Here is an 18,815-nt window from a genome sequence, read left to right on the forward strand (position 1 = left end):
CTTAACAAAAAGCTGCTACTAAGCCATATAAAGCATCTGCTTTAGCAGCGCCTAATCCTGATACAAAGCCATGCAGTTTTTCTTTTGTTAAAGTACGATTAATGCATAAGATACCAATTGGGCCAACAGGTGCTGCGACTGAAACCCCAATTGCTAAGCCTTTGATTAAATAATGCAAGTCCATTAAGTCATACTCCTCTAAATATAATTTCTTTATCATAACAGCTTACAGGTAAGAGGGAAAGTCCAATATATGTAAAAAAAGAATAGAACAAAAAGCATTCTATTCTTTTCTTGTAATTAAAACAAAGCTAGTTTGTTTTAATTAGTTGTCGTATTTACCGTAACGTTTGCCGCTTCTTTTGTGAGAACATTTTTCTTTTCTGTCGTGGCTACGTTTCTTTTTGTCACAAGTTCTTTTGTCATCGTGCTTGTAATCTTTTTTGTAAGAATCTTTTTCGTAGCAGTAGCATTTAAACTCTTTCTTACCATAATCTTTTTTACCTTTACGGTGTTTGTCGTGTTTTCTACACATTGACAATCATCTCCCAGTTGTTTTATTAGTAGAAGCTCTAATGCATTCTACTTAATATAAGATATGAAAAACAGGACAACCTGGTATATGCAAAAGCCCTTATTGAGTAGAAAAGGGCGAGTCCATTTTTACTTAATTATCATGAGTTAATTGATTGACATTGACATGATGAAAGCGAATTTGATATAATTATCTCGAATTAAAGATATTTGATATGAAAATAAAATGATACTATAAACATAATCCCATTTAGGAGGAATTAGAATGAATGAATTAAAAGGTATTCATCACGTGACAGCTATTACGAGTAGTGCTGAAAAAAATTATGAGTTTTTCACGTATGTACTAGGGATGCGCTTGGTGAAAAAAACAGTCAACCAGGACGATATTCAAACCTATCATTTGTTTTTTGCAGATGATAAAGGAAGTGCTGGAACTGATATGACGTTTTTTGACTTCCCAGGAATTCCAAAAGGATCTCATGGTACGAATGAAATTTTTAAAACATCATTTCGTGTTCCAAACAATGAAGCACTTCAATATTGGGAAAAGCGATTTAATCGTTTAGGTGTTCATCACGGTGGTATTCAAGAACTATTCGGAAAGAAAATTTTATCTTTTGTGGACTTTGATGATCAGCAATACCAATTAATTTCTGATGAAGGAAATGCGGGAGTAGCCTCTGGCACACCTTGGCAAAAGGGCCCGATTCCATTAGAATACGCAATTACTGGACTTGGTCCAATCTTTGTACGCGTTGCTAATTTTGATTTCTTCAAGGAAGTATTAGAGAAAGTATTATTATTCCGACAAGTAGACCAAAAAGGTGACTTGTATTTATTTGAAGTTGGAGAAGGTGGAAACGGTGCTCAAGTAGTCGTTGAACATAATACAACTTTACCAGAAGGTATTCAAGGATACGGAACCGTTCACCACGTAGCGTTTCGAGTGAATGATCGTCAAGTGCTTGAAGAGTGGATTGATCGACTTGCAAGCTTTAGATTTCCAACATCAGGCTATGTGGATCGTCACTTCTTTGAATCTTTATATGCTCGCGTTTCTCCTGGTATTTTATTTGAATTTGCAACCGATGGTCCAGGATTTATGGGAGATGAAGAGTATGAAACATTAGGTGAAAAACTTTCACTTCCTCCATTTTTAGAGCCTAAACGTGAACAAATTGAAAAGCTTGTACGACCAATTGAAACAGTTCGTAGTACAAAAATATTTGAGAAAGAGTATGAGTAAAAGCAGCTTCCAATGGAAGCTGCTTTTTTTACGTCATTGTCAGAAGAACTGACGTATAATAGAAAGAGAAGGTGTGGAGGTGTTGATTATTAATAAAAAGAAAATGATTTTATTTGCTGTTTCCATTATGATTGCAGCACTGAATATGAGGCCAGCCATTAATTCAATTTCCCCTATTTTACAGGAGCTTACATCAGCGCTTCAAATGAATGCATCTACGGCCAGCCTTTTGACAGCTGTGCCTGTATTGTGTATGGGGGTGTTTTCCCCACTTGCTGCAGGTTTGGGTCAAAAATTTGGGCTAGAGCGTATTATTGGATATGCACTTTGCTTGATTGGACTTGGAACAGTTTTGCGTTTTTTTACATATTCAACCAGTTTTTTAATTATGACCTCCCTTATAGCAGGGATAGGCATTGCTGCTATGGGACCGCTTTTGTCTGGCTTTATAAAAAAATATTTTAATGAGCATGTACCTTTTATGATTAGCCTTTATACCGCTGCATTGACAACGGGAGCAGTGGCCGCTTCATGGCTTTCAGTTTCAATTTATGAAAGCACAAATTCTTGGAGAGTGACGTTGAGTATTTGGATACTGTTTGCTATCGTAGCTATTCCGGTTTGGTGGCACTGGGTTTTGAAGAATAGCAAAGCTTCCTCTAATCTTTCGGTACACGAAGAAGTAAAGCCAATTCCTTGGAATAACAAGCGTGCGTGGTTATTAACGTTATCTTTTGGCTGTATGGCGATGATCTTTTATTCAGCAACAGCATGGATTGCTCCACTAATTGAATCCCAAGGTTATTCGAAGCAGTATGCTGCAAGTATTCTTACGCTCTTTACGGCAACTCAAATCCCAGTAGGATTTTTATTGCCAGTTTTACTAAAGAAAGTGACGTCACGCCTTTTTTGGCTCTGGTTTGCTGCTGGGATGGAAGCGTTAGGTTTACTTTTATTAGCTCTTGAAGTTGTTCCGTGGGTGGGCGCAATCTTTATTGGTATCGGTGCTGGAACGCTATTTCCGCTAAACTTGCTATTGCCGATTGATTTATCCAAAAATGCTGATGAAGCTGCCGGCTTGTCAGCAATGACCCAGTCAGCTGGCTATATCATCGGCGCATTGGGGCCAATTATCATCGGAACTTTAGTTGATCTAACTGGTCAATTTTACTCTACGTATGTTTTTTTACTCGTTGTAATATTTATAATGAGTATTATTCAATGGCTTGCTATGAGGTCAGTTGCTAGACATAGAGGATAGTATATATATTAAATAAATAGAATAAAATCATAAGAAAAAAGTGGACTCTATATATAGAGTCCACTTTTTTCTTACCGTTGATCAGAGATAGTCGCGTTGTTGTTGGCTGCTTGCAGAGCAGGGATATTGTTATATGGAGGTCCGGTAGTTGTACCTGCTAAGAGCACAATATCAAATTCATTTGGAGGAGTGCCCCATGAGTTTCCAAGAAAAGTCGTAAAAGCACCATCCACTAAAAAACCACCTTTAGTATTGTATACAACATTGTTATTAATAGCACCTGTTGTATTCGGATTAATGTACATTCCCGTTCGTAAAGAATAAAAAGTATTGCCTTCTAAGAGGATATTAGATGCTCCAACCTGAGAAACAACGGCACGATTAACAACCCAGTTTGACATTGGCAGTGGTTGAGGGGGGCCGTAAATTGTATTATTTAGTAGGCGAATATTGCTACCACCAACTTGAATAAACTCAACTGCATATGGAATAGGGCTAGTCAGCGTTAATCCGTCCACCGTAACGCCACTGGCTGTAACTAAAAGAGGGATGACAGCAGCTTGTAATAATAAGACAGGATTATTTTCTCCAAGTAGAGTAATATTAACCTTGTTCACGTTGATTTGAGAGGTAATTGGATACGTTCCCTCTAAAATATGAACAGTACCTCCGACATTTACAGCTGCAATGCCTTGAGGAATGGTTCCAAACGGGCTTCCAAGACTGCCGTTACCTCCTACGGCACCTGCTCTTACATAAATATTATTAGGGTCCACTAATTGGCTGATTTCATTATCAAGAGCAATCTGGACGCTTTGAACTGTCGGGTAGCCTAAAGCAGGCCGGTTAGTAATTAACCCTTGTAAGACCTGGTCTTGTTGTGCAAGAGTTAACGAATTAAATGCTGTTAAATTTAAGCCAAGTGCAGGGTTAGTAATGGCAATGCGCATTTCCGCAATAGTTTGAGCACTGTTAACAGCTGCTAAAGTTGGATCGGGTGATATAGGAGGACCTACTTTAATTAGCATAATTGAAGCGCTAACGTTTGTTTGTGTTCCTCCAGAAGCATTATCTAAGTTTACTGGGGCCGCACTTGTATGGTTTCGTACCGATAGCTGGTCACCTACGAGTGCAGAAATAATGACCATTCCGATATTTCCAGCAGACGTTCCAGCAGCAGGTGTTTCTGTGCCGTAAATACTTCCAGGAACAAGAGTGTTATTTTGGTATAATGCGAATTGATTAGAGGTTGTTCCGTTTACGATAAACCAAACTGCATATGTTCCAGGATTTTGAATAGTAATTGGTGTAGTGCTAGTGCTATGAGAGATGCCTAGCAACGCTCCGTTTGAACTAAACGGAATATCACTTTCAACAGGTATATTTTGATTACCAGTATTGAAGACATAACCGTAGTTTGGAGTTGGAATGACAGGCGGGGAAGGGGGACAGCATTTTCCGAGCTTTTTTGCTTTTTTACTCAATGGTATAACATCCTTTGCATTTTTTATACTATTTTATGTTAAAAAATGTAAAATTGTGATCCTTGTCCTTAGAAATAAGGCTCGTAAATGGAAAAATTAAGCCAAATGCAGTATTTAAATATCGGCTGGAATAAAAAAACAGGACCTATATCAAATATCTTCTAATTTAGTTTTCTTTTATAATAATAGTAGAAGCACAATCCTAGTTATGCATCTACTATTCTTGTAGGAGGAAGTGCAATGAAAAAAACGTACGCAGTATTATCTCTAGCAGGGCTACTTGCCCTAGCAAGCAGCCCTTTATCTGCATCTGCTAATATTCATTCAGAAACATCTGTTCATCAAGATATATCTCACCCTATCAATCACTCAGTGTTAAAAAAAGCTAAACCTGAGGAGGTCGGAATGTCGTCTGCAAAGCTAAGAGAAGTGGATGCCATGATTGAACAAGAAATTAAAAGTGGCTTTCCAGGTGCCGTATTATTGGTTGTGAAAAATGGTAAGGTTGTGAAAAATACTGCTTATGGTTATGCTAAAAAATATAATGGTTCCACACTACTAAAACATCCTGAAAAAATGAAGGAAGATACAATGTTTGATTTAGCTTCTAATACGAAAATGTATGCGGTAAATTTTGCTCTCCAAAAGCTAGTTAGCGAAGGGAAACTGAATTTAAATGAAAAGGTTCAAACATACCTATCAGACTTTAAAGACCAGCCAGAAGATGTTATTAAAGGAAAGAATCAAATGAAAGTGATTGATTTACTGCATCATAGCGGGGGATTTCCGCCAGACCCACAATACTTCCATCCAAAAGCCAGTGCTTTATACTCCCAGGACAGAGCAAAAACTATAAACTTAATTTCCAAAACACCTCTTCAATACGAGCCGGGAACAAAGAACGTATACAGCGACGTTGACTATATGCTCCTTGGCATTATTGTTGAGAGAATTACCAATCAGCGTTTAGATTATTACGTAGAAAATGAAATTTATCGACCATTGGGCTTAAAGCATACACTGTTTAATCCGCTACAAAAAGGGTTTAAGTCTAAAAACTTTGCGGCAACTGAACTACAGGGTAATACGCGAGATGGTGTTATAAGTTTTCCGAATGTTCGAACATATACATTGCAAGGAGAAGTTCATGACGAAAAAGCATACTATTCAATGGGAGGTATTTCGGGACACGCTGGTTTGTTCTCAACAACAAATGATTTAGCTGTTTTATTACAAGTAATGTTAAACGGGGGAGGATATGGTCGCCAGCGATTATTTGATGAGAAAACCATTCAAGTCTTTACAGAGCCATCACCTATGAATTCTACGTATGCGCTTGGGTGGAGAAGAAATGGGGATGAAAGCATGGAATGGATGTTTGGTCCTCATGCAAGTCGAGATGCAATTGGTCATACTGGTTGGGTTGGTACGGTTACCATTATCGACCGTGAAAAAGATTTAGGTATTGTTTTATTAACGAATAAGAAACATTCACCACTTGTTAATCCTTCGGAAAATCCGAATCGCTTTGAAGGAGACGTGTTTGAAACTGGTCAATATGGAAGCGTTATAACAGGCGTTTACGAAGCCATTAAATAGAGAGATAAGAAAGAAGGAGATGAGATTAATCAGCTTCTTCTTTTTTTTTTTTTTTGAAAACGCATTCAAAAAAACATTGAACTGTAGTAAAGGTTTTGGTAAGATTAATTTAGTTAATTTTACTAAAAAAAAGTAAATAGAATCAACTTATCGACGGCTACATAATAAGCAAGGAGTCTTTTTTCCTTAAACTATTTGGTCTATACCAATTTTCGTGTGCTATCATAAAAGCAAATAGAAGTTTTTATAGGGAGTGGCTAATTTATGGCAACGATTAAAGATATTGCACAGCAAGCAGGTGTTTCAATTGCTACCGTATCTAGAATTTTAAATAGTGATCAAACACTATCCGTCGCTGATGATACGCGGAAGCGAGTGATAAACACTGCAAAAAGCTTAAATTATCAGTCGTCAAAAAGAAAAAACATGGCACATTCAAAGTTAACAGAGACTCGTTCTATCGGTTTAATTCTAACAACATCACCAAAAGATGAAGTGAATGATCCATATTTTTTATCTATTCGATTAGGCATTGAAAGTATTTGTGAAGCTTATCAATTTAAGGTGGAAAACGTGTTTGTGGTTGGTGAAAATGAAATCCCTAAAGGCGGACTTAATCATTTAGACGGCTTAATTGTGATAGGGGCAATTGATGAAAAAGATTTAACTTCATTTTATTACAATAAAAATAGGCTAATCTTTGTGGACTATGCTCCTGAAGATACAGGTTTTGACGTAGTAACCTCTGATTTCGAAGCTGCAACTAGAGGTTTGATTGAAAAACTGGAAGAAATGAAGCATAAAGATATCGCTTTTATTGGTGGAAAAGTGATTACAAAGCGTCTCAGTGACAGTGCTGGAGAGCATCACTCTGAAAGCCGTCAAAAAACATATGAGCGAGTGATGAAGGAAAAAGGAAACTTTAATTCACGCTACATAAAAGTGGCAGGATGGGATCCAATTCACGGATATGAGATGACAAAAGAGTTAATTGAACAGGGCAGCATGCCGACTGCAATTATTGCAGCGAGTGACCCTTTAGCTATTGGCGCTTTAAAAGCGCTTAATGAAGCATGTATTTCTGTGCCAAAGGAAGTATCAGTTGTTAGTTTTGATGATATTAGTGCAGCTGCTTATTTAACTCCAAGCTTATCTACGGTGAAAATTTATACAGAGGAAATGGGGAAAACAGCGGTAAAGCTTTTACACGATCGGTTAAAAGGAAGAGAATTACCGATTAAAGTAATGTTACCTACGAGCTTTATTGCTCGGGAAAGTATAGCAGAAAAAACCAAATAATAACAAAGCTAGGGGAGCGGTAGACAAATGGGTATTATATTTGATGAAAAGAATAAGGTTTTTCACTTGAAAGCGAAAGATACCAGCTACGCAATGGGGCTTGTTCGTGATAATTACTTAGCTCATTTTTACTGGGGAAGAAAAATCAATAACTACAACCATACAAACCAGATTCAGCCGCTAGACCGTTCATTTTCTCCGAATCCATATCAAGGAGACCGCACTTTTTCACTGGATTGGTTGCCTCAAGAGTACCCTCAGCATGGTAACGGTGATTTTCGTTCACCCGCTTATCAAGTTGAGCTGCCGAATGGTACAGTGGTTACGGATTTACGTTATAAAGAGCATCGGATTTATAAAGGGAAACCGAACTTAGAAGAACTACCAGCTACATATATTCATTCCGATGATGAAGCAGAGACGCTTGAAATTTTGCTAGAAGACAGCGTCATTGGTTTACATGTAACGTTACAATATACGGTTTTTGAAAACTATAATGCGATTACGCGGGCGATAAAGTTTGAAAATCAAGGGAAAGAATCAATAAAGTTAATTCGTGCTCTCAGTGCTAATGTTGATTTTCGAGATGCAGAATTTGATATGCTTTCGTTGCCAGGAGCATGGGGAAAAGAACGGCATGTTGAGCGTCAGTCATTGCATACGGGTATTCAATCTGTTGGTAGTATAAGAGGAGCAAGCAGTCATCAGCAGAACCCTTTTCTTGCTCTACTTCGTAAAGATACGACTGAATATTCAGGAGAAGTATACGGATTTAACTTTGTTTACAGCGGAAATTTCTTAGCTCAAATAGAAGTAGATCAATTTTCAACGGCGCGTTTATCAGTAGGTATTCATCCTCATAATTTTACGTGGTTACTAGAAAAAGAACAAACTTTTCAAACGCCAGAAGTTGTGATGGTGTATTCATCTGCTGGTTTGTCGGAGATGTCTCACACATTTCACCACCTTTATAAAAACCATCTACTGCGTGGCGAATTTAAAACGAAAGATCGGCCAATTCTGGTTAATAATTGGGAAGCTACTTACTTTGACTTTGATGCGGAGAAAGTGGAGCAAATTGCCAAGGTAGGTAGTGAACTCGGCATGGAGCTATTTGTGCTTGATGATGGTTGGTTTAAAAAGCGCAACTCAGATACAACATCACTTGGAGATTGGTTCGTTGATAATGAAAAGCTTCCTGCCGGTCTAGAAGATGTAGCCAAACGTGTGAACAACGTCAATATGGAGTTCGGTTTATGGTTTGAACCTGAAATGGTTTCAAAAGATAGTGACTTATATAGAGAACATCCAGATTGGTGCTTGCACGTACCGAACCGTCATCGAACAGAAAGCCGAGAGCAGCTCGTTCTGGATTTTTCCAGGGAAGATGTACGCACTGAAATTACAAAACGTATCTCAGCTATTCTTTCAAAGGTTCCAATTACGTATGTTAAATGGGATATGAACCGTCACTTAACAGAAGTGGGTTCTGCGCTTCTTCCTGCTGAGCGTCAAAAAGAAACGTCCCATCGTCATATTTTAGGCGTATATAAAATGATGGAAGACCTTACAACTGCGTTTCCTCATATTTTATTTGAAAGCTGTTCTGGTGGTGGAGGACGCTTCGACCCAGGAATGCTTTATTATATGCCGCAAACGTGGACCAGCGATAACACGGATGCAGTGGAGCGCTTAAAAATTCAGTATGGAACAAGCCTTGTCTACCCAATTGTATCCATGGGAGCACACGTATCTGATATTCCGAATCACCAAGTTCACCGCTATGCACCGTTAAAGATGCGCGGTGATGTAGCGATGGCTGGAAACCTTGGTTATGAATTAGATTTAACGAAGTTAACAGACGAAGAGAAACAAGCTGTAAAAGAGCAAATTGTGGAATACAAAGAAATTCGAAGACTCATTCAATACGGTGATTTTTATCGACTTTTGAGTCCGTTTGAAGGAAATGAAACGGCATGGTTGTTTACGGATGAAGCAAAAGAAGAAGTAGTGGTATTTTATTATCGTGTACTTGCTGAGCCAGCAACACCGCTGCGTTCAATCAAGCTCCATGGATTAGCTTCAGACAAGTCATATGAATTAATAGGAACGGATAACGTATACGGAGGCGATGAGCTTATGTATAGCGGAATTCATGTACCTATTTCCTTGCAAGGTGACTTTCAAAGCTATGTATGGAAATTTAAAGCAAAAAGATAAAGAAGGGGAGATTGAGATATAAGTAGCTCAGCTCTTCCTATGCCTGAACAATTAAAAGCTTACAACTTTTAATCGTTCAGGTTTTTTTGTGGAGTGGGAAAAATCGGTTTGGAAATAAAGTGAAATGGAGCGTCGTGTCTGGAACTTCTCCTCGCAAAAAGCGAGTGCTCAAACTTTTTTTTGTGATGGTTATTCTCCACTATTTAGTAGGAGTATGGTAAACTATTTAGCGAGAAAAGATTTTGTTAGTAAGATTGGAGATGCAAGATCATGTTAACGAATCATGATAGTCAACAGCCCATGAGTCGTTCTGAACGAAGAAAACAAGCTCAGCCAAAGAAAAAAACTCAAACGTTTCAAAATCGACTTTTAAATGGATTAATTGGAATTGTCTCAATATGGATTTTATATTTACTAGTTAAAATTTTGTTTTTAGTTCAATGAGCAACAGATACAGTTGCTCTTTTTCATTTGGTTAAAAAGGAGAGAATATGATGCAAAGAGAGTTTGCGCAAAGTATAGCAGCTGGTTCAAAAAGCCGCTTGCTGCTCGTTTTAATTTTAGGAGGGTTGGGTGCATTTGGTCCTTTTACAATTGATATGTATTTACCAGCTCTTCCCACAATCGCAAAAGAACTTGATGCGACAACATCTTTAGTTCAAATGAGTTTAACAGCCTGCTTGATTGGGCTAGCATTTGGCCAACTATTAATGGGTCCTTTTAGCGATATTAAAGGTCGAAAAAAACCGCTCGTTATTTCAATTATTATCTACACAATTGCTTCAGCTTTATGTGTTGTGGCACCTTCTATTTGGCTGTTTATTGCCCTTCGCTTTATTCAAGGAGCTGCAGGGGCGGCTGGTATGGTCATTTCAAGGGCTAGCGTCCGAGACTTATTTTCAGGAACGGACTTAACCAAATTTTTTGCAATGTTGATGCTTGTTAACGGGTTAGCACCTATTGTGGCACCCATCGCAGGTGGTCAAGTACTGGAGTTTGTATCATGGCGAGGAGTATTCGGCGTTTTAACTGCAATTGGCATAGTTATGTTAATTAGCGTTATGGTTGGTCTGGATGAAACGCTACCACCTGAACGCCGTAAAACAGGGGGCTTTAGAGAGATTTTACAAACGTTCGGAAGCCTAGTGAAAGATAAAACATTTGTAGGTTACGCGTTGACGCAAGGGTTGGTAATGAGCGCCATGTTTGCTTACATTTCGGGCTCAACATTTGTTCTTCAAGAAATTTATGGGCTATCTCCACAAATGTTTAGTGGAGTATTTGCTATTAATGGTGTAGGTTTAATTATCGCCACGCAGGTGACAGGACGTTTGGCAGGGAAAATTTCTGAAAGTACATTGTTAACGTATGGTTTGATTCAAGCTACAATTGGGAGCATTAGCTTAGTACTCGCTATTCTATTGACAGACTCTGTCTTGCTTCTATGTATCTTTTTATTTTTATCAGTAACAAGTGTTGGGATTGTTAACACAACGGTATTTTCATTAGCCATGCAAACTCAAGGAAAACAAGCAGGGAGTGCAGCTGCTTTGTTAGGTTTACTGCCATTTTTATTAGGAGGATCTGTAGCGCCATTGGTGGGAGCATTTGGAAAAAATACGGATTTGGCGATGGGAATTGTCATTGCAATTTGTGAGTTACTTGCTTTATGTGCTTATATGTTGCTCGTTAAGAAAAAACGATAATGGTCTTAAAAATTGCGCTTTACATACCGTAAAGCGCAATTTTTTTGGTTGAAATCACTTTTAATTTATGGTGCATATGCTGTAAAAAGAACTTTACGACGGGGCGTGAAATGGATGGATAATGGACAATTGGAAGTAGTTGGGGCTGCAATTGCCGCTATCGGAACCATAACGGCCGCGGTTGGAAGCACACCTTTTTGGTGGCTTTCAGAACAAGCTAAGTACAATTTAAACCTTTGGGGGAACTTGCTACAGGGAACAGGTAACGCATTAGAAGCAGATGGGCAAGAAGGAGTTTCTCTCGAAAAGATTGGAAACGAAATTCAAGCGGTTGGAAACTCCACCATTGTAGCAGGCCTTCTTTTATTAGAAGAAGGAGAAACACAAACTCGTCTTACGATTGCTGGTAACCTGATGCAAGCTTTAGGAGGAGCTGCTGCATTAGGAGACGAGTTAAAGGATGACTCAAATATTGGAGAGGTATATAGCATCGTCGGAAATATTATGCAAATTATTGGGAATTCGATGCAGGCTCTAGGCGATGGCTATGATTTAAGAGCAGAAAAACTAGAAGAAGCAGCGGAGATAGGTGATAGTTCTGGTGAAGATAATGATAAAGGGGAAGTATTAAACGTATTTGGAAGCTGGATTCAAGCAGGCGGATCCGTACTGTCGTTCATCGGTCAGGTTATAGAAGAAGAGGAAGAATAGAGAAAGCACCAAGTTTCTAACTAAAGATAGAAGCTGCGGTGCTTTTTGCCATATTTATAAAGTTCTTTGAAGCTTGACTAAGGTAGGAATCCTTGACGTGAGCAAATACAAGCGTACGCGTAGCGTGCTCTAGTTTTATATAGCGAATCATGGAAGGATTGTCACGTTTAATAACCATTTCAGGAACAAGGGTAACTCCAAGGCCGTTCAAAACTAATGATTGAGCTGTTTCAATACTACTTGTTTCATAAGCTACTGCTGGTTGGAACTGGTGATTTGCACATAAAGAGAGTACCTTTGAGCGGAAATCAAACCCGCTTTTTAATAAGACGAATGGGCAATTTTTGTAATCTGTTAAGCGATTCGATAAAGGTGGTAGCCAATTGGGCGAATTCTTTGGAACGGCAAGGTAGAGAGCTTCTGTTAAAAAAGGTTCATATTTTAAGCGTTCATCTTTAATCGGAAGCGATAGCAAAGCAAAATCTACTTTAGTGTTGACTAATAAATTCAGTATATTTTCGCTTGAGTCTTCCACAAACTTTACTTTTACAGTTTGATACTCATGCATAAACTGCTTTAGTAAAGGCGGAAGAACATGCCCACCTGTGATAGGGGTAACGCCAATTGTGATACTATTTTCTTTTATGTTTTTGGAATCCTCTAGCTCTTTTTGTAAATTGTCATGCATACGTAAAATAGCTTGTGCTCTTACAACAAACAGCTTGCCTTTCTCTGTTATTTCAATACCAGTTGAATAACGATTAAATAATAAAATACCCAGCTCATCTTCTAGCTTGGAGATTTGTTTACTTAAAGAAGGCTGAGCGATATGTAAATTCGCAGCAGCTTTCGTAAAGCTTTTCATCTTGTAGACTTCTATTACATATTGAAATAAGCGTATCTCCATTTTTCCCTCCATAGTTTTAAACTATCAGTATAATAGCTACCATATATTAGCCATTAAATCATTTAGTATGTAGGATAAATATAACAAATATTTCTAAAAAGGGGTTAGTTAAAAATGAACTCAATAAATGTTTGGAATCCTTCTTTATATGACCAAAAGATGCAGTTTGTTTCAAAGTATGGTGAAAGTTTAATTGATATTCTTTCTCCTAGAGAAGGTGAACGGATTTTAGATTTAGGATGCGGTACAGGTGATTTAACTGCAAAAATTGCTGAGCATAATGCGTTAGTCACGGGTATAGACTATTCCGAAGAAATGATTAATGCTGCTAGAAACAAGTATTCACACATACAATTTAATATCGGAGAAGGACAGTCATTCGTAGTTAATCAACCATACGATGCGATTTTTTCAAATGCAGCGCTTCACTGGATGAAAGATGCTAAAGGTGTATTATCATCAGTTCACCAAGCTTTAAAACCGAAAGGGCGATTTGTTGCCGAATTCGGTGGGAAAGGTAATATTCAAAGCATTATTGAGAGCATTTCGTATTTTCTACAACATGAATATAGCATTGATGCAAAGGAAAGGAACCCTTGGTATTTTCCTAGTATAGGAGAATATAGCGTGTTGCTTGAAGAGACCGGGTTTAAAGTGCTCTTTGCACAGCACTTTAACCGCATTACACCGTTAGCTGATGGTGAGGACGGTATGCAGCAATGGTTAGAAAGTTTTGCTGGTGATTTTGTGACAGGCCTTAGTCATAGTGAGAAGAAACACCTTTTTGGACAAGTCACTAAGCATCTTAAGCCACAGCTGTATATAAAAGGTCGGTTTGAAGCCGATTATCAACGTATTCGAATAGTGGCAATAAGAGAATGAAATATTCCATCTATAAACTAGAGGATGGAACATAAGTATTTCAGTCAATAATCTATCCGAATTGTCGACAGTTAACGCTGTTTGATAGTTCGGACGTTTTTGGTTGGTTCGGAAGATAATTTAGAAAAAGAGTGTCTGTAGCGCAATGTAACGCAATTGTTCTTACAACCTAACTATTATAATAAAGTAATGCTTTGTCTTTGAGAAGGAATCATATTGTTATGTCTTATCTCCTTTTTGTTTAAATATCATTATTAACTTTCCTGAAGTCTCATATTAATATTTTTAATACAACTAATAAATTATCTGTATTTTACTAATTTTGAATTTTAGTGTAAAATCAATTAAAAAAATAGGAATAGTAGAGATTAAGAGATTTTTAGAGAAATATTCGTCAGAATAATGAAATCATTTTGTATAATTTGTATACATACTAAGCTTTATATTCCTTTGTGAGGTGGATATTTTTGCAACTTCAGGTTACAAACAGTCCTTTTAATCAAGAGCAGGTAGAATTACTTAACAAATTACTACCAACGCTAACAGAATCCCAAAAAAGTTGGCTAGGTGGATACTTGGCTGCAAGCGGTTCAGCATCAGCACCCGCACCCGCTGTTGAACCAGCGCAGAGTGTACCAGCTACTCAGCCGGTGTCTAAAGATGTAACAATTCTTTATGGATCTCAAACAGGAAATGCTCAAAACCTAGCAGGTCAAACAGGTAAAACATTAGAAGCAAAAGGTTTTAATGTTAAAGTCGCGTCTATGAGCGAGTTTAAACCAAATACCCTTAAAAAACTTGAGAATTTACTTATTGTGGTAAGCACTCATGGAGAAGGAGAGCCACCTGATAACGCGCTTTCTTTCCATGAATTTTTACACGGAAAACGCGCTCCAAAGCTTGATAATTTACGATTTTCAGTTCTTTCTCTTGGAGACAGTTCCTATGAGTTTTTCTGTCAAACAGGAAAAGAGTTTGATCAGCGCTTAGAAGAGCTAGGGGGTACGCACTTATATCCACGAGTTGACTGCGATTTAGATTATGAAGAACTAGCAGCAGAGTGGACAGAAGGTGTTTTAAATGGTTTAAGTGAGTGGAGCGGTGTTCAAGAGGCTGCTGTGGCAGTAGAAGAAACATCGGCACAGCCATCAACTTATTCTAGAACGAACCCATTTAAAGCTGAAGTACTAGAAAACTTAAACTTAAATGGTCGCGGATCAAATAAAGAAACGCGTCACTTAGAGTTATCTTTAGAAGGTTCTGGATTAACGTTTGAACCTGGTGATAGCTTGGGTGTTTATCCAGAGAATGATCCTGAACTTGTTGATTTGTTAATTTCAGAGCTAGGTTTCAATCCAGATGAAGTAGTAAAGGTGAACAAACAAGGCGATGTGCGTTCTCTACGTGAGGCGCTAATTTCAAACTTTGAAATTACTACATTAACAAAGCCGTTGCTTGAACAAGTTGCAAAGCTTACAGGAAATGAAGAGCTCCATGCGCTTATCAGTGATAGCACAAAAGTAAAAGAGTACGTTTATGGGCGTGACCTTTTAGATCTTGTTAAAGACTTCGGCCCTCTTGGCGTTTCAGTTGAAGACTTTGTTACTTTATTGCGTAAGTTGCCAGCACGGTTGTATTCCATTGCAAGCAGTTTAGAAGCTAATCCTGATGAAGTGCACTTAACAATTGGAGCTGTGCGCTACGATTCACATGGAAGAGAGCGTAAAGGCGTATGTTCTATTTTATGCGCAGAACGCTTACAGCCAGGTGATACTTTACCTGTTTATATTCAGCATAATCAAAACTTTAAACTTCCAAGTAATCCTGAAACGCCAATTATTATGGTTGGTCCAGGAACAGGAGTTGCACCGTTCCGTTCGTTTATGCAAGAGCGCGAAGAGGTCGGTGCAGAAGGTAAGTCATGGATGTTCTTTGGGGACCAGCATTTCGTGACGGACTTTTTATACCAAACGGAGTGGCAACAGTGGCTAAAAGCCGGTGTACTTACTAAGATGGATGTTGCATTTTCACGTGATACAGCTGAAAAAGTATATGTTCAGCATCGTATGAAAAAGCATAGTAAAGAGCTTTTTGAATGGTTAGAAGAAGGTGCAGTGGTTTATATTTGCGGAGATGAAAAGCATATGGCACATGACGTGCACAATACGCTGATTGATATTATTGAACAAGAAGGAAACGTAAGCCGTGAACAAGCAGAACAATATTTAGCTAATATGCAGCAGCAAAAGCGCTATCAGCGCGACGTATATTGAGGATTGAAAGGAGAGTTTCAACATGGTTAACAAAATTTTAAAAGCGCCCGAAGGTCCTCCAAGTGACGTTGAGCGCATAAAAGAAGAAAGTAATTATCTGCGCGGTACGTTGAAGGAATCGATGCTTGAGCCGATTAGCTCAGGGATTTCAGATGATGACAATCGCTTAATGAAATTTCATGGAAGCTATTTGCAAGATGATCGTGACCTTCGCAATGAGCGTCAGAAACAAAAGCTAGAGCCAGCTTACCAGTTTATGCTTCGTGTTCGTACACCAGGCGGAGTTTCAACGCCAGAACAATGGCTTGTTATGGATGATTTAGCTCAAAAATATGGAAACGGCACGCTTAAGTTGACAACGCGTCAAGCTTTTCAAATGCATGGGATTCTAAAGTGGAACATGAAGCAAACGATTCAAGATATCCATGCATCAATGCTTGATACAATTGCAGCATGTGGTGACGTTAATCGTAACGTGATGTGCAACCCAAATCCTTACCAATCTGACATTCATGAAGAAGTATTTGAATGGTCAAAGCAACTCAGCGACTATCTGTTACCACGTACGCGAGCATATCATGAGCTTTGGTTAGATGAAGAAAAAGTCGCTTCAACGCCTGAAGTTGATGAAGAGCTTGAACCAATGTATGGGCCGTTATACTTACCTCGTAAATTCAAAATCGGGATTGCGGTGCCACCATCAAATGACATTGACGTTTATTCTCAAGATTTAGGCTTTATTGCAATTGTTGAAGAAGGTAAGCTAGTTGGCTTTAACGTTGCAATCGGAGGCGGTATGGGAATGACGCACGGAGATAAGCAAACATACCCGCAATTGGCAAAAGTGATTGGTTTCTGTACCCCAGACCAAATTCTTGAAGTAGCTGAAAAAATTATTACAATTCAGCGTGACTACGGTAACCGCTCTGTACGTAAATACGCGCGCTTTAAGTATACGGTTGATCGCTTAGGGTTAGATACGGTCGTTGAAGAGTTAGAAAATCGTTTAGGGTGGAAGCTTGAAGAAGCGAAAAACTTTCACTTTGACCATAACGGTGATCGCTATGGATGGGAAAAAGGTGTCAGAGGAAAATGGCATTTTACACTATTTGTTCAAGGGGGCCGCGTAACGGATTACGATGGTTATTCGTTAATGACTGGGTTGCGTGAGATTGCGAAAGTGCATACTGGAGATTTCCGCTTAACAGCCAATCAAAATTTAGTTATTGCTAATATATCAAGCCAAAACAAAAAGCAAATTAGTGAATTAATTGAACAATATGGATTAACAGATGGTAAGCATTATTCCGCACTTCGCCGTAGTTCACTGGCTTGTGTATCGTTACCTACCTGTGGATTAGCGATGGCAGAAGCAGAGCGCTACTTGCCGACTCTTATTGAGAAAATTGATGGAATTTTAGATGAAAATGGTCTTCGCAATCAAGAGATTACGATTCGTATGACTGGCTGTCCAAATGGATGTGCTAGACCTGCACTTGGTGAGATTGCCTTTATCGGTAAAGCGCCTGGAAAATACAATATGTACCTAGGAGCTGCTTTTGACGGTAGTCGCTTAAGTAAAATATATCGTGAGAATATCGGTGAAAGCGAAATTTTAAGCGAGCTACGTGTACTAATTAGCCGCTATGCAAAAGAGCGTCATGATGGTGAACACTTCGGTGACTTTGTTGTGCGTGTTGGGGTTGTGCAGGCCGTAACGGACGGTACGAATTTCCACAGCTAAAAAGGAAAAAGACAGAGAATGTTCTCTGTCTTTTTTTTTTTGAGTTCATGAACCGAATGAGGAGCCTGTACATATACTAAAAAGACAAGTCGGTTTAAAAGGAGAACTTGTAATGCCAATCAATGACCCTATTCAATTTTTAGATGTTCGATATGAAGCTATCTTTTATCATTCTTTTGTAAGTCTAAGCACCATACTTCCTCAGTTGATTAAAATAAGAGATTCGATTGCAATCAATCAATTTAAGGCGCTAACAGGAACGTTATTAACGTTATTTACAGCAAGAGTATCTGTAAGTGCTGAACAAATTAATTTTTTGCAACAGGCTACTAACGAAATTAATAATGTTCTATCCGACGCATCTATCTCAAGACAGCTAATAGGAGATTACGTATTAGTCTACCTGGAACGATGGTTGTTTCTAATAAATCATATAACAAATTTCAAACCTGAAATCAGTGTAGAAATACATATGATTTTTAGTGAAATGAAAAATATTGTTCGACAGTATTCCGTATGAGAAAGGGCCTCTCCCTTGGGAGAGGCCCTTTCTCATGTTAAAATAAATGAATTAACTAAAAGGAGAGTGAAAGTCCCTGAAAGAATTTACGCAGCGAGTTATTCAAATTATTCAAAATATCCCTAGTGGGTATATTATGACATATGGACAAATTGCAAAGGAAGCAGGAAATCCAAGGGCAGCGAGACAAGTAGCTCGCATTCTGCACTCTATGAGTCAAAAGCATAATTTACCGTGGCATCGTGTTGTAAATGCAAAAGGTGAGATTGTAATTAAAAATGAAGAAGGTGTTTGGACTCAAAGGACTCTTTTAGAGAAAGAAGGAATTTCTGTCCAAGAAGGAAAAGTAGCAGTAGAGCAGTATTGCTTTGATAAAAAAGCATAATAGTTCGTGCATTAGCTTGAAAAAAGAGAAAGTAGCACGTA

The 18,815-nt window shown here is 38.4% G+C and carries 17 protein-coding genes; 13 read left to right on the top strand and 4 right to left on the bottom strand.

All coding sequences use genetic code 11. From position 1 onward, the window contains the following. Position 1: 1 nt before the first annotated feature. Positions 2–184, bottom strand: a complete 183-nt coding sequence (locus V2145_RS05785) for a hypothetical protein (protein ID WP_256993375.1) — start codon at positions 182–184, stop codon at positions 2–4. Between the two features lie 137 nt (positions 185–321). Continuing rightward, positions 322–492 carry a hypothetical protein gene (locus V2145_RS05790; protein WP_179289263.1) on the bottom strand — a complete coding sequence of 57 codons (171 nt, stop codon included), beginning with the start codon at positions 490–492 and terminating at the stop codon, positions 322–324. A 307-nt stretch (positions 493–799) separates the two neighbouring features. On the opposite strand from V2145_RS05790, the gene V2145_RS05795 reads away from it, so the two are divergent. Both V2145_RS05795 and V2145_RS05800 read left to right on the top strand, forming a co-directional pair. Continuing rightward, entirely contained in the window at positions 800–1,783 is a 984-nt protein-coding gene (locus V2145_RS05795) for a ring-cleaving dioxygenase (protein ID WP_094912152.1), read from the top strand. An 82-nt stretch (positions 1,784–1,865) separates the two neighbouring features. Beyond that, the gene (locus V2145_RS05800; RefSeq protein ID WP_256993376.1) at positions 1,866–3,044 is read left to right on the top strand and encodes an MFS transporter; all 1,179 of its coding nucleotides are present in this window, start codon (positions 1,866–1,868) and stop codon (positions 3,042–3,044) included. Positions 3,045–3,115: 71 nt separating this feature from the next. Here the strand turns inward: V2145_RS05800 and V2145_RS05805 are convergent, their stop codons facing one another. Beyond that, a complete protein-coding gene (locus V2145_RS05805) occupies positions 3,116–4,528 on the bottom strand; it encodes a right-handed parallel beta-helix repeat-containing protein (RefSeq protein ID WP_330987397.1) in 1,413 nt (470 codons plus the stop codon). Positions 4,529–4,768: 240 nt separating this feature from the next. Between V2145_RS05805 and pbp4b the strand changes: the two genes are divergently transcribed. The 6 genes from pbp4b to V2145_RS05835 all read left to right on the top strand — a co-directional run bounded on the left by pbp4b (position 4,769) and on the right by V2145_RS05835 (position 12,063). Beyond that, entirely contained in the window at positions 4,769–6,127 is a 1,359-nt protein-coding gene (pbp4b, locus tag V2145_RS05810) for a penicillin binding protein PBP4B (protein WP_330987398.1), read from the top strand. A 264-nt stretch (positions 6,128–6,391) separates the two neighbouring features. Next, positions 6,392–7,426 (top strand): LacI family DNA-binding transcriptional regulator, encoded by a 1,035-nt coding sequence (locus V2145_RS05815; protein ID WP_311857385.1) that lies wholly within the window; start codon positions 6,392–6,394, stop codon positions 7,424–7,426. 27 nt (positions 7,427–7,453) lie between these two features. Continuing rightward, positions 7,454–9,646, top strand: a complete 2,193-nt coding sequence (locus V2145_RS05820; protein ID WP_330987399.1) for an alpha-galactosidase — start codon at positions 7,454–7,456, stop codon at positions 9,644–9,646. A 270-nt stretch (positions 9,647–9,916) separates the two neighbouring features. Continuing rightward, positions 9,917–10,090, top strand: coding sequence for a hypothetical protein (locus V2145_RS05825; RefSeq protein ID WP_165932578.1), 174 nt, complete (start codon positions 9,917–9,919; stop codon positions 10,088–10,090). 47 nt (positions 10,091–10,137) lie between these two features. Next, positions 10,138–11,352, top strand: coding sequence for a multidrug effflux MFS transporter (locus tag V2145_RS05830; protein WP_311857389.1), 1,215 nt, complete (start codon positions 10,138–10,140; stop codon positions 11,350–11,352). Positions 11,353–11,466: 114 nt separating this feature from the next. Further along, positions 11,467–12,063 carry a DUF6944 family repetitive protein gene (locus tag V2145_RS05835; protein ID WP_094912157.1) on the top strand — a complete coding sequence of 199 codons (597 nt, stop codon included), beginning with the start codon at positions 11,467–11,469 and terminating at the stop codon, positions 12,061–12,063. A 16-nt stretch (positions 12,064–12,079) separates the two neighbouring features. Here V2145_RS05835 and V2145_RS05840 read toward each other — a convergent pair whose 3' ends face one another. Next, a complete protein-coding gene (locus tag V2145_RS05840) occupies positions 12,080–12,970 on the bottom strand; it encodes a LysR family transcriptional regulator (protein WP_131888009.1) in 891 nt (296 codons plus the stop codon). A gap of 114 nt (positions 12,971–13,084) precedes the next feature. Here V2145_RS05840 and V2145_RS05845 point away from each other — a divergent pair, with 114 nt between their 5' ends. From V2145_RS05845 to V2145_RS05865, 5 genes are all read left to right on the top strand, one after another. Further along, positions 13,085–13,852, top strand: a complete 768-nt coding sequence (locus tag V2145_RS05845) for a class I SAM-dependent methyltransferase (protein WP_311857394.1) — start codon at positions 13,085–13,087, stop codon at positions 13,850–13,852. 467 nt (positions 13,853–14,319) lie between these two features. After that, positions 14,320–16,125 carry an assimilatory sulfite reductase (NADPH) flavoprotein subunit gene (locus tag V2145_RS05850; RefSeq protein ID WP_330987401.1) on the top strand — a complete coding sequence of 602 codons (1,806 nt, stop codon included), beginning with the start codon at positions 14,320–14,322 and terminating at the stop codon, positions 16,123–16,125. A 22-nt stretch (positions 16,126–16,147) separates the two neighbouring features. Then, a complete protein-coding gene (gene cysI, locus V2145_RS05855; protein WP_094912160.1) occupies positions 16,148–17,869 on the top strand; it encodes an assimilatory sulfite reductase (NADPH) hemoprotein subunit in 1,722 nt (573 codons plus the stop codon). A 112-nt stretch (positions 17,870–17,981) separates the two neighbouring features. Continuing rightward, positions 17,982–18,389 carry a hypothetical protein gene (locus V2145_RS05860; RefSeq protein WP_094912161.1) on the top strand — a complete coding sequence of 136 codons (408 nt, stop codon included), beginning with the start codon at positions 17,982–17,984 and terminating at the stop codon, positions 18,387–18,389. Between the two features lie 76 nt (positions 18,390–18,465). Continuing rightward, positions 18,466–18,774 carry an MGMT family protein gene (locus V2145_RS05865; protein WP_094912162.1) on the top strand — a complete coding sequence of 103 codons (309 nt, stop codon included), beginning with the start codon at positions 18,466–18,468 and terminating at the stop codon, positions 18,772–18,774. The last annotated feature ends 41 nt before the right edge of the window (positions 18,775–18,815 follow it).

Origin of the sequence: Priestia sp. GS2 (assembly GCF_036409025.1) — a bacterium.
GTDB lineage: Bacteria > Bacillota > Bacilli > Bacillales > Bacillaceae_H > Priestia > Priestia aryabhattai_A.

Excerpts from the sequence above, each read along its gene's own strand:
- V2145_RS05785 (WP_256993375.1), bottom strand. The coding sequence starts at position 184 with ATGGACTTGCATTATTTAATCAAAGGCTTAGCAATTGGGGTTTCAGTC.
- V2145_RS05790 (WP_179289263.1), bottom strand. The coding sequence starts at position 492 with ATGGTAAGAAAGAGTTTAAATGCTACTGCTACGAAAAAGATTCTTACA.
- V2145_RS05795 (WP_094912152.1), top strand. The coding sequence starts at position 800 with ATGAATGAATTAAAAGGTATTCATCACGTGACAGCTATTACGAGTAGT.
- pbp4b (WP_330987398.1), top strand. The coding sequence starts at position 4,769 with ATGAAAAAAACGTACGCAGTATTATCTCTAGCAGGGCTACTTGCCCTA.
- V2145_RS05815 (WP_311857385.1), top strand. The coding sequence starts at position 6,392 with ATGGCAACGATTAAAGATATTGCACAGCAAGCAGGTGTTTCAATTGCT.
- V2145_RS05820 (WP_330987399.1), top strand. The coding sequence starts at position 7,454 with ATGGGTATTATATTTGATGAAAAGAATAAGGTTTTTCACTTGAAAGCG.
- V2145_RS05825 (WP_165932578.1), top strand. The coding sequence starts at position 9,917 with ATGTTAACGAATCATGATAGTCAACAGCCCATGAGTCGTTCTGAACGA.
- V2145_RS05830 (WP_311857389.1), top strand. The coding sequence starts at position 10,138 with ATGATGCAAAGAGAGTTTGCGCAAAGTATAGCAGCTGGTTCAAAAAGC.
- V2145_RS05835 (WP_094912157.1), top strand. The coding sequence starts at position 11,467 with ATGGATAATGGACAATTGGAAGTAGTTGGGGCTGCAATTGCCGCTATC.
- V2145_RS05840 (WP_131888009.1), bottom strand. The coding sequence starts at position 12,970 with ATGGAGATACGCTTATTTCAATATGTAATAGAAGTCTACAAGATGAAA.
- V2145_RS05845 (WP_311857394.1), top strand. The coding sequence starts at position 13,085 with ATGAACTCAATAAATGTTTGGAATCCTTCTTTATATGACCAAAAGATG.
- cysI (WP_094912160.1), top strand. The coding sequence starts at position 16,148 with ATGGTTAACAAAATTTTAAAAGCGCCCGAAGGTCCTCCAAGTGACGTT.
- V2145_RS05860 (WP_094912161.1), top strand. The coding sequence starts at position 17,982 with ATGCCAATCAATGACCCTATTCAATTTTTAGATGTTCGATATGAAGCT.